Annotated in this window: 14 protein-coding genes and 1 pseudogene; 6 read left to right on the plus strand and 9 right to left on the minus strand. The window is 58.1% G+C overall.

Going from position 1 to position 16,083, the window contains the following annotated elements:
• Positions 1-225: 225 nt before the first annotated feature.
• Positions 226-699 (minus strand): DUF6676 family protein, encoded by a 474-nt coding sequence (locus HMPREF1267_RS06890; RefSeq protein ID WP_023028830.1) that lies wholly within the window; start codon positions 697-699, stop codon positions 226-228.
• 374 nt (positions 700-1,073) lie between these two features.
• Here HMPREF1267_RS06890 and can point away from each other — a divergent pair, with 374 nt between their 5' ends.
• The 3 genes from can to HMPREF1267_RS13160 all read left to right on the plus strand — a co-directional run bounded on the left by can (position 1,074) and on the right by HMPREF1267_RS13160 (position 4,817).
• Positions 1,074-3,890, plus strand: coding sequence for an aconitate hydratase (gene can, locus HMPREF1267_RS06895; RefSeq protein ID WP_023017477.1), 2,817 nt, complete (start codon positions 1,074-1,076; stop codon positions 3,888-3,890).
• Positions 3,891-4,084: 194 nt separating this feature from the next.
• A complete protein-coding gene (locus tag HMPREF1267_RS06900; RefSeq protein WP_005279159.1) occupies positions 4,085-4,660 on the plus strand; it encodes a TetR/AcrR family transcriptional regulator in 576 nt (191 codons plus the stop codon).
• A 7-nt stretch (positions 4,661-4,667) separates the two neighbouring features.
• Entirely contained in the window at positions 4,668-4,817 is a 150-nt protein-coding gene (locus tag HMPREF1267_RS13160; protein WP_023028831.1) for a hypothetical protein, read from the plus strand.
• Here the strand turns inward: HMPREF1267_RS13160 and HMPREF1267_RS06905 are convergent.
• Positions 4,814-6,307: an integrase core domain-containing protein gene (locus HMPREF1267_RS06905; RefSeq protein ID WP_023028832.1), complete on the minus strand. Its 1,494-nt coding sequence runs from the start codon at positions 6,305-6,307 to the stop codon at positions 4,814-4,816. The two genes, HMPREF1267_RS13160 and HMPREF1267_RS06905, sit on opposite strands and share 4 nt — an antisense overlap.
• 221 nt (positions 6,308-6,528) lie before the next feature.
• Between HMPREF1267_RS06905 and HMPREF1267_RS12740 the strand changes: the two are divergent.
• Positions 6,529-6,681 (plus strand): annotated as a pseudogene (locus HMPREF1267_RS12740) (IS110 family transposase); the annotation flags it as partial.
• Between the two features lie 204 nt (positions 6,682-6,885).
• Here the strand turns inward: HMPREF1267_RS12740 and HMPREF1267_RS06910 are convergent.
• The 5 genes from HMPREF1267_RS06910 to HMPREF1267_RS06930 all read right to left on the minus strand — a co-directional run bounded on the left by HMPREF1267_RS06910 (position 6,886) and on the right by HMPREF1267_RS06930 (position 11,255).
• A complete protein-coding gene (locus tag HMPREF1267_RS06910) occupies positions 6,886-8,040 on the minus strand; it encodes an ATP-binding cassette domain-containing protein (protein ID WP_023017475.1) in 1,155 nt (384 codons plus the stop codon).
• Positions 8,031-8,723, minus strand: coding sequence for an energy-coupling factor transporter transmembrane protein EcfT (locus HMPREF1267_RS06915; protein WP_023017474.1), 693 nt, complete (start codon positions 8,721-8,723; stop codon positions 8,031-8,033). The genes HMPREF1267_RS06910 and HMPREF1267_RS06915 overlap by 10 nt, the downstream gene beginning before the upstream one ends.
• Positions 8,723-9,469 carry an ECF transporter S component gene (locus HMPREF1267_RS06920; RefSeq protein WP_005283022.1) on the minus strand — a complete coding sequence of 249 codons (747 nt, stop codon included), beginning with the start codon at positions 9,467-9,469 and terminating at the stop codon, positions 8,723-8,725. Before HMPREF1267_RS06920 ends, HMPREF1267_RS06915 begins: the two co-directional genes overlap by 1 nt.
• A gap of 121 nt (positions 9,470-9,590) precedes the next feature.
• Positions 9,591-10,568 carry a nucleoside hydrolase gene (locus HMPREF1267_RS06925; protein ID WP_023017473.1) on the minus strand — a complete coding sequence of 326 codons (978 nt, stop codon included), beginning with the start codon at positions 10,566-10,568 and terminating at the stop codon, positions 9,591-9,593.
• 18 nt (positions 10,569-10,586) lie between these two features.
• Positions 10,587-11,255: an NAD(P)-binding oxidoreductase gene (locus HMPREF1267_RS06930; protein WP_023017472.1), complete on the minus strand. Its 669-nt coding sequence runs from the start codon at positions 11,253-11,255 to the stop codon at positions 10,587-10,589.
• A gap of 115 nt (positions 11,256-11,370) precedes the next feature.
• Here HMPREF1267_RS06930 and HMPREF1267_RS06935 point away from each other — a divergent pair, with 115 nt between their 5' ends.
• Together HMPREF1267_RS06935 and HMPREF1267_RS06940 are read left to right on the plus strand one after the other, a co-directional pair.
• Positions 11,371-11,640 carry an ACT domain-containing protein gene (locus tag HMPREF1267_RS06935; protein WP_034654051.1) on the plus strand — a complete coding sequence of 90 codons (270 nt, stop codon included), beginning with the start codon at positions 11,371-11,373 and terminating at the stop codon, positions 11,638-11,640.
• A 1-nt stretch (position 11,641) separates the two neighbouring features.
• Positions 11,642-13,006, plus strand: a complete 1,365-nt coding sequence (locus tag HMPREF1267_RS06940; protein ID WP_023028833.1) for a PFL family protein — start codon at positions 11,642-11,644, stop codon at positions 13,004-13,006.
• A 61-nt stretch (positions 13,007-13,067) separates the two neighbouring features.
• Here HMPREF1267_RS06940 and HMPREF1267_RS06945 read toward each other — a convergent pair whose 3' ends face one another.
• Positions 13,068-14,396, minus strand: a complete 1,329-nt coding sequence (locus tag HMPREF1267_RS06945; protein WP_023028834.1) for a DUF2254 domain-containing protein — start codon at positions 14,394-14,396, stop codon at positions 13,068-13,070.
• A 5-nt stretch (positions 14,397-14,401) separates the two neighbouring features.
• The gene (locus tag HMPREF1267_RS06950) at positions 14,402-16,033 is read right to left on the minus strand and encodes an ABC-F family ATP-binding cassette domain-containing protein (protein WP_023017470.1); all 1,632 of its coding nucleotides are present in this window, start codon (positions 16,031-16,033) and stop codon (positions 14,402-14,404) included.
• Positions 16,034-16,083 lie beyond the last annotated feature (50 nt).

Raw genomic sequence — 16,083 nt, forward strand, 5'->3', positions numbered from 1 at the left:
TTTCTATAAATCTCGGTGCGGCTTCCCCACGCCTTTCGGCGCGACGGGCCACGGGGACTCCCTCACCCTTGAAATTTCGGGCCCGCATCGGCGGATAATTTGGAGCCATCCTGGAGCCTCAAAGAGCGGAAAATGTCCACTATTTTTTCGAACAAACATGTCTGGAAGCTGGCTAGTTTCGAGGCCGCTTTTCGCCCTACTCCTAACTTCCCTGAGGGGTGCTACTTACCCTCGCGTTTCGCGATACCGGGAGGCGCGCCGGTAACTTAGGCCGCCAAAAACTAGGGCGAGAATTAAGACGGCGACGACGATAGCGATCATCGGAAAGCTGCTGTGCTCAAGCCCCGCGTAGTACCGCTCTAAGAGATCGACCTGATTGAGCCCCGGCGTTAACTGCGCTTGGGTGGATTCAATATCCGCGCGGCTATAGTTCTCGCTGACCGAGGAGACATGGCGCGGGGTCTGCACGATGACGGTCTGTAGTCCCGTGGCGTCATATAGTTCTTGCGCAATATCGCGCGCGTCTGCGGCCTTGGAGACAGAAACGTCGACGACGGCAAGCCCGTCACCCTCGCGCAGCTGCTTGGCGACGTCCGCATTCAGCTGAGCGTCCGATTCCAATGAGGGCGCGGAATAAGCAACGCCATCCTCCTTGAGCTGCTGGGCCAACTGTGGAACGTCCACTTCATCTGGAACCATTCAATCCCCTTCCCTCTTCTTCCCTATTACGGGGGCTTGTGCACCCGAGATCGGGGGTTATGCACTGCGCTTGTGCCTGGGCCTTTCTTCGTTAACGATAAAGGTTACTGCCATCGCACACACGGTTAACGCGCCGAGTGCAAGGAAATGTTTTAAACAGAACGCTTGTCCCGTTACAATGAGAGCAACGGAAGGTTTTTACCTCTACAATAAATAGGTGAACCATCGCGTTCTTTGCCGTCTTTGGCACTGCGGGCCCCATGGCTTCGTTTCGATCACTATGTGGTCACACGCCTTTTGCTTATCCCGCAACCCCAGTAGGCGGCGAGTACAAAACAGAACAAACTGTTTATCAACAAGGAATGGAGCTCCCTGTGACTGAAAGCTTGAACTCCTTCGACGCCAAGAAGACCCTTGATGTCAACGGTAAGTCTTACGACTACTTCGACATCAACACGGTTCCTGGCATGGAGAAGTTGCCGTACTCCCTCAAGGTGCTGGCAGAAAACCTGCTGCGCAATGAGGACGGCAAGAATGTAAACGAGGACCACATCAAGGCCCTTGCCAATTGGGACCCAAAGTCCGAACCGGATACTGAAATCCAGTTCACCCCGGCCCGCGTCCTCATGCAGGACTTCACCGGCGTTCCCTGTGTCGTCGACCTCGCAACCATGCGTGAGGCTGTGTCCGCTCTTGGCGGCACGCCAGACCAGGTGAACCCGCTGAACCCTGCCGAGATGGTTATTGACCACTCCGTTATCGTTGAGGCCTTTGGTTCCACCGACGCTCTTGAGAAGAACGTCGAAATCGAGTACCAGCGCAACGAAGAGCGCTACCAGTTCCTGCGTTGGGGTGCTGAGAACTTCTCCAACTTCCGCGTTGTTCCTCCGGGAACCGGTATTGTCCACCAGGTCAACATCGAGTACCTGTCCCGCGTTGTCTTTGACAACGAGGGCTTGGCATACCCAGATACCTGTATCGGTACTGACTCCCACACCACCATGGAAAACGGCCTGGGCATCCTAGGCTGGGGCGTCGGCGGCATCGAGGCAGAGGCTGCCATGCTCGGCCAGCCGGTATCGATGCTCATCCCGAAGGTCGTCGGCTTCAAGCTGACCGGCGAAATCCCGACCGGCGTTACCGCAACCGACGTCGTCTTGACCATTACGGAGATGCTGCGTGAGCACGGCGTTGTCCAGAAGTTCGTAGAGTTCTACGGCAACGGCGTTAAGTCCGTCCCGCTGGCTAACCGCGCCACCATCGGCAACATGTCGCCAGAGTTCGGGTCCACCGCGGCCATCTTCCCCATCGACGAAGAGACCACCAAGTACCTCGAGCTCACCGGTCGCCCGCAAGAGCAGATCGACCGCGTCGAGCAGTACGCTAAGGCCCAGGGCATGTGGCTGGCAGAGGATACTCCGGAGCCGGAGTACTCCGAGTACATCGAACTCGACCTGTCCACCGTTGAGCCGTCCATCGCCGGCCCGAAGCGCCCGCAGGACCGCATCCTTCTTTCGGAGGCCAAGGAGCAGTTCCGTAAGGATCTGTCCAACTACACCACCGACGAAGTATGCGTCGACGACTCCTCCGTTGAGGCTAAGCGCATGTCCGGTGAGGGCGGCGCGCCTGGCGATGATGATGTCACCGGTGGCTTGAACAAGTCTCGCGAGGGCCACGGCGAATCCGCCGCGGTTGGTGCTAAGGGACGTCACTCCAACCCGATCACCGTTGAACCTGACAACGGCGGCGAGTACACCCTTGACCACGGCATGGTGGCCATTGCCTCCATCACCTCGTGCACCAACACCTCTAACCCATCCGTCATGGTGGGTGCTGGTCTGATTGCGCGTAAGGCCGCTGAAAAGGGCTTGCGCTCCAAGCCATGGGTCAAGACCATTTGTGCGCCTGGTTCCCAGGTTGTCGATGGCTACTTCCAGCGTGCAGACCTCTGGAAGGACCTCGAGGCTATGGGCTTCTACCTGTCCGGCTTCGGCTGCACCACCTGCATTGGTAACTCCGGCCCGCTGCCAGAGGAAGTTTCTGCAGCCATCAACGAGAACGACTTGGCAGCTACCGCAGTTCTGTCCGGTAACCGCAACTTCGAGGGTCGTATCTCCCCGGACGTCAAGATGAACTACTTGGCATCCCCAATCATGGTTATCGCTTACGCTATTGCCGGCACCATGGACTTCGACTTTGACAACCAGCCGCTGGGTCAGGACGAAGACGGCAACGATGTCTTCCTGAAGGACATCTGGCCTACCCCGCAGGAGATCGAGGACACCATCCAGTCCGCCATCTCCCGCGAGATGTACGAGGCCGACTACGCCGACGTCTTCAAGGGCGACGACGCATGGCGCAACCTGGATGTTCCAGAGGGCGAGACCTTCGAGTGGGATGAGGACTCCACCTACATCCGCAAGGCTCCGTACTTCGAGGGCATGCCGACCGAACCGGACCCAGTTGAGGACATCAAGGGCGCTCGCGTTCTTGCGAAGCTGGGCGATTCCGTCACCACTGACCACATCTCCCCTGCTTCTGCCATCAAGCCGGGCACCCCGGCCGCGCAGTACCTGGATGAGAACGGCGTGTCCCGCTCTGACTACAACTCCTTGGGTTCCCGCCGCGGTAACCACGAGGTCATGATGCGCGGTACCTTCGCCAACATCCGCCTGGCTAACCAGCTGGTGGATGAGACCGGTGGTTACACCCGCGACTTCACCCAAGAGGGCGCACCTCAGGCATACATCTACGATGCATGCGAGAACTACAAGGAAGCCGGTATCCCACTGGTCGTTATCGCTGGTAAGGAATACGGCACCGGTTCTTCCCGTGACTGGGCTGCAAAGGGCACCAACCTCCTGGGTGTTAAGGCAGTCATCACCGAGTCCTTCGAGCGCATCCACCGCTCGAACCTCATCGGTATGGGCGTTATCCCGCTGCAGTTCCCTGAGGGCGAGTCCCACGAGTCCCTGGGTCTGGACGGCACGGAGACCTTCGACATCGAAGGCATCACCGGATTCAACGACGGCTCCATCCCGAAGACTGTTCACGTCACCGCTACCAAGCAGGACTCCGACGACGCCGTCGAGTTCGACGCTAACGTACGTATCGACACCCCGGGTGAGGCAGAGTACTTCCGCCACGGCGGCATCCTGCAGTACGTGCTGCGCCAGATGGTGAAGAACTAAGCCATTTGATGCGACGACAAAGTACTAAGTCCCTTGGGCTTAGTACTCGTCGCTGAGCTTGAAGACGCGGGGTCGCACCGCTCTCTCCCGTAGAGGGCTCTGCGGCCCCGCGTTTCTTCGTTGTCGTTCTATGTTCGTTTTAGAACATACTTAACTTGAAGCATTAAACATTCCTAAAAGGAGACGACCTCACCATGCCAATCGTGAGTGAATCTGAGTTAAATCGGCGCAGGCACGAAATTCTCGTCGGAGCTCGCCGGTGCTTTGCCGAACATGGCTATGAGGGCGCGACTGTCCGCCTCTTAGAACAAGCCACGGGGAAATCACGCGGCGCCATATTCCACCACTTTGGGGACAAGGAGTCCTTATTCCTCTCTTTAGCCCGCGAGGATGCCGCACGCCAGGCAGAAGTAGTGGCCAATAACGGCCTCGTCGAGGTTATGCGGGAGATGTTGCGTCACCCAGAACGCCACGATTGGCTTGCCACGCGTCTGGAGATCACTTCCCTCTTGCGCACGGACCCATCGTTTGCTGCTCGGTGGAAAGAACACCAGTCCATTCGTGACGAGGCTATCCGCGCCCGCCTCGCTTCCAACGCGGAACAAGGCCGTCTGCGAGACGATGTCGATATAGATACCCTGGTGTGCTATTTGGAAACCTTCATGGATGGGTTTATTAATAGGCTCGCCTTAGGGGATACGGATGGCCTGGAGCGTGTCCTCGATCTGGTGGAGCAATCCATTCGGAGTTCTAGGTCTCCACAGCGCTAACCGTGTTATGTCCATGAGGTTTTTGGACTTGGAGTCCAGCTACTTTGTGGACTCGGAGTCTTGGGACTTTGTGGACGCGGAGTCTCCCCGCTTTTTGGACGCGGAGTCTCCCCGCTTTTTGGACGGGGAGTCCACGGAGTTTTTGTACTGGTGCTAGCTTGGCTTCTTCCGGCGGCTTGGCCGTGGCCCAGAGAGGTTGGGTTTTAGCTCTGGGGGTTGTCGGTGCCACATGCCGACAACGTGGTTTATGTTGATTTGACCGCCGGGTGGACGCTGATTCAGTTGGATCGGTAGCGGAAATGAAAACAGTTTCTCACCGTCGTGATCAGTAAAAAATTCCACATAGTCATCGGCTACGCTGCTGTAGATGGCTCGATTTTTGAAGCGCAGCCCGACGTAGAGGCCGTGCCCCATAACGCGTACCACCCCGCTTTTGTTGATCCACAGCTTGTCCGGGATAGGCCAGAATGCATTTACACCGGTAGAGCTTGGCATTACGGTTGAGGAATCGGCATGGGGTGTATCTTGCTGGATCGCCTGAGTGTCGTTACTTGGTGCCCTGTCTGAAGCTGCAACTTCAGGCAGGGCATTATCTGTCGCGACCACTGTGTCGGCTGCTAAAGCATCTGCCTGGTTGTCGGGGTGAATCCGGTGATATTGTTTCGCGATTTTTGTCCATAAAACATCTGGGTCAATCGGCTGCGTCGGTGGCTGGGCATGCGAGATAATCTCCCAGGCTTGGGCTGGGGTGATGTGCATCTTGCCCCTGAGAAGTCCTTGGTGGCGACGGCGTGTGTTGTAGAAGTTGCGGTAGTCGACAATCAGCTGTTGGACCTGCGCCAGCGTCGTCGGGGTACGAGCATCCAAAAACCTGGTCATGGTTTGGTGCGATCGCTCGTCTTTGCCTTGCGTCGTGGGAGCAAAGCCCGCACTTGATTGAACTCCCAGGCTGGCGAGCCAGCGTTCGGTTTGCGACAGCCGGCCGCGATGGTAGGTGGCAAAGGCATCACCGTTGTCAGAGAGGACTTCTTGGAAAAGTCCGTAAGCATCAATGGCTCCACTTAGCGTGATGCGGGCATCGGTGCCGTTTTCTGGAGTTCCAAAAGCTTGGGAGCCGACGTCGAAGCGGCTGGCATCGTCGACGACTTGGTAGATAGTCACTTGCGTGTGAGGCACATCGAAGAGTCTGTAGGCAAACGCATCGATCTGCCACAGTTCATTGACTTCGCCCCTGGCAAAGTGCCTGTAGGACTTACGCGGTCGTTTACGTGCATTGATGTCAGCGACGCCAGCCTCGTGCAACCATTGTGCGATTAAAGCTCGTGACGGTGGTTGGTCGTAGCCGAGTTCGTCGAGGAAGAAGTAGAAGATTGACCATGGGCCGCAGTCTTGGCCGCGGGCTCTTAACGTACCGCGAGCTTGCAGGACCTGTTGTCGAATCTTGTCATCGTAGACCCGTCGCGGGTTCAGCGGTGCCGTGCTGTCGGGCACGATGCCAGCCCGCCCGCGTTCGGCGATACGTGCTTTGATGTTGTAGTACGTCTGCTTCGATACGCCGATGTTCTTGCAGAACTGCTGGACCGTGATGCCCTCACGGATGGGGTCGAAATCCGCTATCTTCTTGCGGAGAGTAATGGGAATTGCCATCCCCACATTGTCAAGAAGCCAGAGTCCAAAAAGTCACTAGACATCCTGTCCATAAACTTCCTGGACTCCGCGTCAAAAAACTAACTGGACTCCGCGTCCAAAAAGTCAATGGACTCCGAGTCCAAAAAGTCACTAGACATCACACCACAGCGCTAACCGAGCCCATTACGTTGCTCTTGGGGCCTGACCCCGGAAAGTGGACACGTCGGGGGTTAGGCTCGCAATTCTTTGAACGAAAGTGCAAGGAAGGCAAGCGTCACAACGCTGCGGTTGTAGCACTCGCCCGCAGATGAATCAACGTCCTCTGCGCCATGATGCGCAACCACGAGTATTACCGCGATCCCGCCCCAGCAAAGGAAGCCGCAGCAGCCTAACCTCTAACAACGAAACAAGCCGACTGGAAACCCCCAGTCGGCTACCAGCCACGCGCAAAACAACATACCTAAAAATCCCGAGTTGAGGATCCTCCCCCGTCAACCCCGTCCGCGAGACCGACAAATTTTTATAGGAACACCCCCGCTTTCGTCACTCCGCTTTTCTCACTGGGAGGCGAAGGCGCCAGCTGAACGCGGACTTGGTTAGTCGGTGCTCTCTGCCAAGCCACCGGTATTGGAAAGTTCTACTTCCTGGACGCTGACATACTGCGCGATCTCTGCGACGAACCCTGGATCATGGCACGTAAGGACGATTGCCGTTCCTGATTCCAGCGCCCTATGAATCAGTTGATGCATGAGTGCTCGATCCGTTAGCGAAAGCAAGCTATCGGGCTCATCCATGAGCAAGATGGCGTGGCCCATCCCCACCACATGTGCAGTTTGGGCAAGCCTCAGCCGGGAAGCGGATAGATCCAATGGGTGCTCATCGGCGTCAAGCTCTAGCAACTCCCTCAACGCGTCACTGGGAACAAAGTCACCCAAGGTGGAATATATTACCTGGTCATAAGGAGATTGTAGGACCAATCCCCTGGGCTCTGTTGGGCGCTGTGCCCCATCAAGACCTGCGGCGGAGCGCAGGAGTGACGTTTTTCCAGTGCCGTTTGCCCCGCGTAACCAGGTCACGCCTCCGCCGCGAATAGGGATGGTGACGGGTCCGACGCTAAAGGTAGTGCCGGAAGGCTTCGCCGATTGCCACCACCGCTTCTTTTCTTGTCCGCGGCGCGCAGTAAGCGGCCCGAGGTATTCTTGCGCCCCATAATCCGAAATCGATTGCAGGTGTATAGGAGCAGGTTGTGGGGTCTCTCCTACGACCATCCCGCCCAATTCGGGCCAGTGCATGGATGACACGGCGAGAACGCACGTATTGCGCAGCGAATGCAATAGCTGCACCATCATCGTCAGCGATGTGGGATCAAGCCCCGCACTCGGCTCACACATAATGAGCACCTCGGGCTCGCGGATCGCTACGCATGCAGCGGCGAGCCTCCGGGTCTGACCGCCAGAAAGCTGGGTGGGGTTTTTCTCCGCGTAATCGCTAAGCCCCACCGCCGCGAGCATTTCCTCTCCGCGTACCTGCATGCGGGCTGGGTCCTCACCCTGGTTTTCTAATCCTAGGACCACTTCTTCGATGCAGGTATCGCGCAGGTAGCTCATCTGCGCGGAAGAGTCAGTACCAATGATGGCGGATGATGAGAATTTTTCGCCCAGCTCTTGCGCCACGTTTTCTGTGATGGCATCCGAAGGCACAAGTACTTGGATGATGCTGCCTTGATCTGGCTGAATATCGTCTAAATCCATACAAAGACCATGACTCCTATGGTTCCAATGGGAATGATGTAGCGCAGCACGCGGGACACTGCTGAATCCGGCACCGGCCGCAAAAGGGTCCTGGTCCCCTCTTCATCAAAGCCCACGGCGGCAAGGGCGTGGCCGCGCTCGGTGCCTTGGATCAGGAGGCGCGAAATTACTGGGATGACCACCCGGGAAATGGTATTGCGCCACGTCACCTTGATTCCCGCCAGCTGGTTGGCATCGCGGACGGTCCGCCAGGCTTGCGCACCTTGCGGTAAGGACTGCAATGATGCACCAACGATGTAGGCGATTTTGTGCCCCGCGCGCGAGACTTGTAGCCATTTCGCAATATCGGAGATTCGCAGTACGGACATCGCCACGATGAAGCACACCATGAGTGCGAAAAAGCGCAGGGCTAGTGTGGCGGCGATGAGCAGGCCATCGCTTGTGACGAGCGGAATCAGTTGGTTATCGCCATAGGGGGCGTGGATCACCAACATCGATAAGGCCACCGGAACACAGAGCGCTGCAGAGGCCAAGACGATCGCAAGGGATCTCGTGGCCCACACGCCATAGGCAAGCATTGCGCCAGCTACCACTGCAGAGGCTAGTGGGCTATTGAGAGCGAGGATAAGTAGCCAACCGCACGCAGCAATGGTGAGGACCGTCGACGGGTGAAGGCGATACATTAGCGAGGCTGCAAGGATTCCCGGGTGCGCTTAGGCAAGGATTTCACGGCAGCCCACACGATGAGGAAGACAACGGCCTTATCCAATGGGTCAGAGATAAGTGATTGCATCGTCACGGACGCAATCAAGGAGTTGCCGAGTTCGCGGAAGAGGGACGTGAGCGCGCCGGTACCGACACCAGCCGTACCGCCGTAGACGAATGCGGCCACGGGTGCGGCGAGCATGCCGCAGATGATGCCGATGATGGCACCGCTGACGATGACCTTCCAGATCTTGGTAAACGCGCCCTTTTGGATGGCCCAGCCGGAAAGGAAGCCGGTAGCAGCGGACACCGCGGCGAATGGGAGCGCCATCGGGTTGAGCAATCCCCAGACCACTGAAGACAGCGTACCGGTAGCAAGCCCGGCAATGGGGCCTGCCAGTGCCGCCACCAGGATGGTTCCCACGGAGTCGATATACAGCGGAATGCCGCTCGATCCGATGATTTGGCCCACCACGATGTTGAGCACCAACGCGATGGGAATAATGGCGATGGTACGAGCTGGAAGGGATGGCACGGTGCCGGCAAGCAGCAGCGCTGCGCCAATGAGGTAGCCGGCCAAGGTGATCAACGCTTCGGCAGAGCCCGCTACGGACTCCCAATCGGTGGGGCGGAAAAGCACCAAGTAGATCCACGTGGCGACGACTAGCGCGGCGCCCGCGATGACCATCCCCCGGCGGGCAGGGGTAAGAGAAAGCTGAGGCATAGAGGTATTCCTAATCCATCAATGTGTAAAAGAGATCGGGGCACACTGCTTTTAGTTCCAGCCTATGTCACCTCAGCGTAGGAAAAATGTGGCGTATGCGCTGCGGATTAGGGTAAAAGATTTATTCGCCTAGAGCAACACGCGCGCTCAATGCGCGCAACGCCCTATCGAATTCACGGTGGGCGGCTGGAATATCCGCGCTGGTCACCAGCGAGGCATTAGCCGGCCGGCGCCAGTGATTGCGGAGGTCTGCGACGCTGGTCCCGCGCATCAGCGCAGAGTCCGCTTCCACGTCAATAGTCGTTTCTACCGCCTCGAACGGCACCTTCTTTAGCGCGATGATGCAGGTCAGCAGGTCATGGATCTGGGCTTGGTAGCCTTCTTCTTGCGCTTGATGGAATTCGAAGTAGAACCGCAGTAGCTCCGGCAGCTTTTCCGCCATTGGGTGTGTACCAAGAAGCCCTTGAATTTCTGCCAAGCGCTCTGGAGTGATGAGAAATTGCTCGGTGACCTCGAGCGAGCACAGCGTACTGTCCAATTCTGCTGAGGCTGAAAAATGACGTGCTGCCGCGTGGGGATCTACCCAGAAATTCCACTCCGCGGTCGGCGTCGTATTACCGCGGTAATTAACGGCACCGCCCATGATGGTAATCGAGCCGCACCGCGCGACGGCATCGCCGTGCTCCCGCTCGAAGTCCGCCAAATTAGTTACCGGCCCAGTAATGATGAGGTGCAGACCTGGGTTGCGGGCAATGGCGGTAGACCACAACTCCAGCCACTGCATATCGCCGAAATCGTGATCGGGCGCGGAAAGATAACCCAAGCCGGACGCACCGTGGGTTTCAGGTGTCGTGGTCAGCTCTACTTCGAGCGGGGCCGACCGCCCTGGGGCGACGGGGACCTCCGGTAATCCACAAAGATCCAAAATCCACCGTGCATTGGCGGCTGTCTGCTGGACCGCGACGTTACCAGCAGTGGTACTCACGCCCACCAACTCGATCTCGCCTGCGTGATGCAGCCCCGCCAGGTACATCAGGGCGAGGCAGTCATCAATGCCTGGATCGCAGTCGAGCAGGACGGCTGGGCGCGAGAGACTCATAGCTAGCCTGGCTAACTATTACTTAATCGAGCTGACTGGCTTGTCGCCGTCAACGAATACGACTGGAGACGTTGGAAGCTCCTCGCGGCCCAGTACCTCTACGATGACGTCTGCCACCAAGTCGCGGGAAGAGGTCTGGCCCTCCTGCAGCATCTTGTCCTCAACAAATTCCAGCCCCTGCGCAGGCTCCTCCGTCAGGCCAGCGGGTTTCAGGATGATGTGCGGGATAGAGCTATCGGCCAAGCGGTTGTCCACTTCCTTCTTGGACTCCACATAGGCGTACCACTTTTCATCGGCTGGGTCCGTCGTCGCAACCTGGGAGCCGACATAAGAAATCATGACGAACTGAGGAACGTCTTTGCCCAGCTTTTCCAGGGCCTCGATGGCGGCCAATGCGCCGTCGCGGTCGACGGCCCACGTCAGTTCCGCGCCGCCACGGCCGCCGTTTCCGGCACCCCATACAACTGCGTCATAATCTGCGAATAGCTCGGCCCATTGGTCAACGGACTGCTCGGTAATATCTGCAATAACCGGCGTAGCGTTGGCCTGCTCAATATCGGCCTTCTGGTCTGGGTTACGGATAAGCGAGTGAACCTCGTGGCCAGCTTCCGCTAATTTTGGAGCCGCCAGCAGGCCAACCTTGCCGTGTCCACCGATGTACAAAACCTTTTTCTTGGTATCAGCCATAGCGCCCCATGGTAACAGCGCGATTTTTATGCTGCAGCGGTTCTTTTCAGCAGTGCCAGAACATGCCGCGACCGTGGTGCGAGCGTTGCCCACCGAACCAGATAGAATACTGGTTATGTATGCCATTATGACCGTCACCGGTGCCGATAGCACCGGAATCATTGCCGCAGTGACCACGACTCTTGCTGATCTGGACATCAACGTCATTGATGTCTCGCAGACCATTATGGGTGACTATTTCACCATGATCCTCCGCGTTGAATTCGATGCGGATGCCGTATCCATCCAAACCATCAAGGAGCGGATGCGCCCGGTTGCGGAGGAAAAGCAGCAATCCATCCGCATTCAGTCCGAAGACCTCTTTACCGCCATGAACGAGATTTAACATGAGCACGCGTTTTAATACCACCAATATCTTGGACACCATCGAGATGATTGAAAACTATCGTCTCGATATCCGCACCGTGACGATGGGCATTTCCCTGCTGGGATGCACGCGCTCGACCATGGAGTCAACCTGCCAGGCCATCTATGACCGCGTAACGCAGCAAGCGGGCCGCTTGGTTGAGGTATGCGAGGGCATCGAAGGTGAGCTCGGCATCCCGATCGTCAACAAGCGCATCTCCGTCACCCCCATTTCCCTCGTTGTCGCAGGTGTGGATGGCAACCCCGTCGATGCCGCGCGGGCGCTGGATAAGGCCGCGAAGGAAGTGGGCGTTAACTTCGTCGGCGGCTACTCCGCGCTGGTAGAAAAGGGTGCGACGAGCGCAGAGCAAAAGCTCATTTCCTCCATCCCCGAAGCCTTGGCCGAGACGGACGTAGTGTGCTCCTCGGTCAATATCGCCAGCTCTCGCGCCGGCATCAACATGGATGCGACGAAGCAGATGGGCGAGGTCATCAAGGAAGCCGCTGAGCTGACCAAGGATAATTCCGCGATTGCCTGCGCCAAGCTCGTCGTCTTTGCCAACTCCGTGGGCGATAATCCGTTTATGGCCGGCGCCTTCCACGGCATCGAGGAGCCTGACTGCGTCGTCTCCGTTGGCGTCTCCGGCCCCGGCGTGGTGGACCGCGCCCTCGGCTCCTTGGAAGGCGCAAGCCTGGATCAGGTGGCTGAGGAAGTAAAGAAGGCGGCCTTCAAGATCACCCGCGCCGGGCAGCTCGTGGGCAATATGGCCTCCGAGCGCCTCGGCGTTCCCTTCGGCATCATTGACCTTTCCTTGGCCCCCACGGCAGAACTCGGCGACTCCGTGGCACATATCCTCGAGCACATGGGCCTCGATCAGGTGGGCACGCACGGCACGACGGCGGCATTGGCGCTGCTTAACGATGCCGTCAAGAAGGGCGGCATGATGGCATGCTCGCGCGTGGGCGGATTGTCCGGTTCCTTCATTCCGGTCTCTGAGGACAGGGGCATGATCGATGCCGTAAAGTCCGGCTCCATTTCCATGGACAAGTTGGAGGCCATGACCTCCATCTGCTCGGTCGGGTTCGACATGATCGCACTGCCTGGCGATACCTCTGCGGCCACGATTTCCGGCATGATTGCGGATGAAGCCGCGATCGGCGTGATGAATCATAAGACCACCGCCGTGCGCGTCATTCCGGTACCTGGCGCCAAGGTGGGCGACGAGGTCAGCTTCGGTGGGCTTTTGGGCTACGCACCGATCATCCCGGTCAATCAGGTGGGCAATTCGCAGTTCATCAACCGCGGTGGCTTTATCCCCGCACCGGTGCACGGATTCCGCAACTAGGCGCGGAGTAATCCACACCTAGGGGGAGAAGCGCGCCTAGGACAAGCGCAACAAGCTCCCCTTAGGACTCGGAGTCTTCATTCTCCTCGCCCGGCTTTTCGGATTCTTCCCACCGGGCGAGGTTTGCTTTGAAGTGCTGAAAAGAATCTTCTAGCTGGCGCAATTCCACCTCGCCGCCGACCTGGCGGCCCGCATCGGAGTAGATGGCCTCCGCTGCTTCATCTAGGACATTGCGGCGTTCCACGGTGCGAAGCAGCGCGACCACCTTGGCTAGGTTGTTGAGCAGGCTGAGGTAGATTTCGGCGTTATCGGCCGCATCGCGGCGGATTTGGGTGAACATCGCCTCAATGATCTGTTCGTAGCTAAAGGTTTGATAGTCCAAGCGGAACTCGCCATCGATATGCATAATCCCCTGCGGCAAGCGCTTGTCCCCAATGACCACCAAGATTTGCGTGAAGCGGTCAATGATGTCGATGACCGTATAAGGATCATTGACGCCGGTACTGAGAGCGCGAGCAGCAATCTCTGCGAGGTGCCGGGCAGTAAACCGAGGGTCGTGCGCAGAGGCATCCTCGCGGTGCTGCGTGACCACGATGTGCTTTTCAATGTTTTCCGGCATGTGCGGCACGCCGTGAGCAATGACCTCGCCTTCTAGCACGAGATCGCCCGGGGCAACACCCAGGTGAACCGCGCACTCTTCTTCGGCGGCCGCTTGGGCAATAGACTCGTAGTCCACGAATTTCAGGTAGCCCGTTTGGGAGCTGCGGGTTGCATCGGCGGATTCATAGAAATCCGAACCTGGTGCCTTGGCAACCTTTTCTTCTTCGCCGCGCTCAATGAGGCGCCGCATGTGCTCTTCCACATCCTGGGCCACCACGTGCACTACATGAGACATGCTAATGGACTGCGCGATATGGACGATGAAATAAATCAAAAAGACCACGCATATCAGCGCCAAGGCGATGTCGACAGCGACATTCAGCGAGGGAACGTGTTCTTGCTTGCCCTCGCCGCCGGCGCGCACGGCACGCAGAGAGAGCAGCGAGTAGGTAAAAAGTCGCCAGGTAGATCCCAGCGTGGACTGGATGGAACGGTCCTTTAAAAACTCGTGCAATAGGCGCGGGCCCATCACCGTCACCACGCCGGAAAGCGCGGTCAGGGTGATAAAGAACAGGGTGCCGGCCAGAGACAGCGTGGCGGTTGCTACGGCGGTGAGCAGGCCCTGGGCACTTTCCGCACTACCGTCGTAGAGTCGAGAGAACGCCAGATCGAAGTTGCGGTCGAGCGCCAACATGCCTTCGGCCGCCACGACGGCCACCGCTACCGCTACCGCGGGAATGACCCAAAACTTATCCCGCCAGGCGGGCATCCTCTCGATCAGCGTCTTCATCAGGCTTAAGCCAGCTCGACGATTTCCATGTACTCATCGGACCACAGGTCTTCATCGCCATCCGGCATGATGATCACCCGCTCAGGGTCGAGCGCCTTCACCGCTCCCGGATCGTGGGTTACCAAGACCACCGCGCCCGTGTACGTATTGAGCGCGTCAAGCACCTGCTCGCGAGAGATGGGGTCGAGGTTATTGGTCGGCTCATCCAGAAGCAGCACGTTCGCGCGGCTGGAGACCAACGTAGCCAGCGACAGGCGGGTTTTCTCACCGCCGGACAGCGTTCCGGCGGGCTGTTGCAGTTTATCGCCGGAAAACATGAACGCTCCCAGCAGCCCGCGCAGCTCTTGCTGGTCCGCATCGGGGCAGGCCTCGATGGTGTTTTCCCATACGCTCTTATCCGGGTGGATATTGTCGTGCTCCTGCGCAAAGTAGCCAATGCGCAAACCATGGCCACTGACGATGCCACCTTCGCCATCGGTGCGCTCCTCCCCCGCCAAAAGCTTGAGCAAGGTGGTCTTACCGGCACCGTTATACCCCAGGACAACGACGCGGGAGCCCTTATCAATGGCCAGGTCCACGCCCGCGAACACCTCCAACGAACCGTACATCTTAGTCAAGCCTTTGGCGTTCATGGGCGTCTTGCCGCACGGGGCGGGCTCGGGGAATTTAATATTGGCTACCTTATCCGCAACGCGCACCTCATCGAGGTCATTCATCATGCGCTCGGCGCGGTTTAGCATCTGCTTCGCCGCTGCGGCCTTGGTGGCCTTGGCACCCAATTTCGCGGCCTGTTTTTGCAGCGCGGAGGCCTTCTTTTCCGCATTCGCGCGCTCGCGGCGCCGGCGCGCCTCATCAGTGGCGCGGGCATCGAGGTACTTCTTATAGCCCATGTTGTAGACATCCGCCTCGCCGCGCACCGCGTCGAGGAACCAGACCTTATTGCACACGGCCTCGAGCAACTCGACATCGTGGGAAATCATGACCAGTCCGCCCTCGTGCTTGGACAGGAACTGGCGGAGCCAAACGATGGAATCCGCATCTAGGTGGTTAGTGGGCTCATCCAGGAGCAACGTGGTCTGGGATTTACCCGAGCCTTCGCTGGCTGCAAAAAGGATCTGCGCCAGCTCCACGCGGCGGCGTTGGCCACCCGATAGTGTCTTGAGCTTTTGATCTAAAACGCGCTGAGGCAGGCCTAGGTTATCGCAGATTTGGGCGCATTCGGAGTCGGCCTCATAGCCGCCCAAGGAGTCAAATTGTTCTTCCAAGCGGGAGTATTTACGGATGGCCTTATCGCGGAACTTCTCATCCGTGGCCGTTTCCATCAGCTCTTGCTGCTTGGCCATGCGCCGCTTAATATCGTCCAACCCGCGGGCAGAAAGCACGCGCTCGCGCGCTGTTTGCTCGATATTGCCTTCGCGAGAATCCTGCGGAAGGTAACCAATCAGACCCGAACGAGAGACAGTACCGCCATAAGGCTCGGTCTCGCCTGCCAGGATGCGCATGGTCGTGGTCTTTCCCGCACCATTGCGGCCCACTAGCCCGATGCGGTCGCCGGGCTGGACGCGGAGGTGCTGTCCGGGGGCATCGAGAAGCGTGCGGGCGCCTACGCGTACCTCAAAATCATTGGTCACAATCACGACAACCCAGTCTAGCAATCAAAGCCCAAGGCACTAATTCACGCAAAAAA

This window comes from Corynebacterium sp. KPL1824 (genome assembly GCF_000478095.1).
GTDB classification, from domain to species: domain Bacteria; phylum Actinomycetota; class Actinomycetes; order Mycobacteriales; family Mycobacteriaceae; genus Corynebacterium; species Corynebacterium accolens.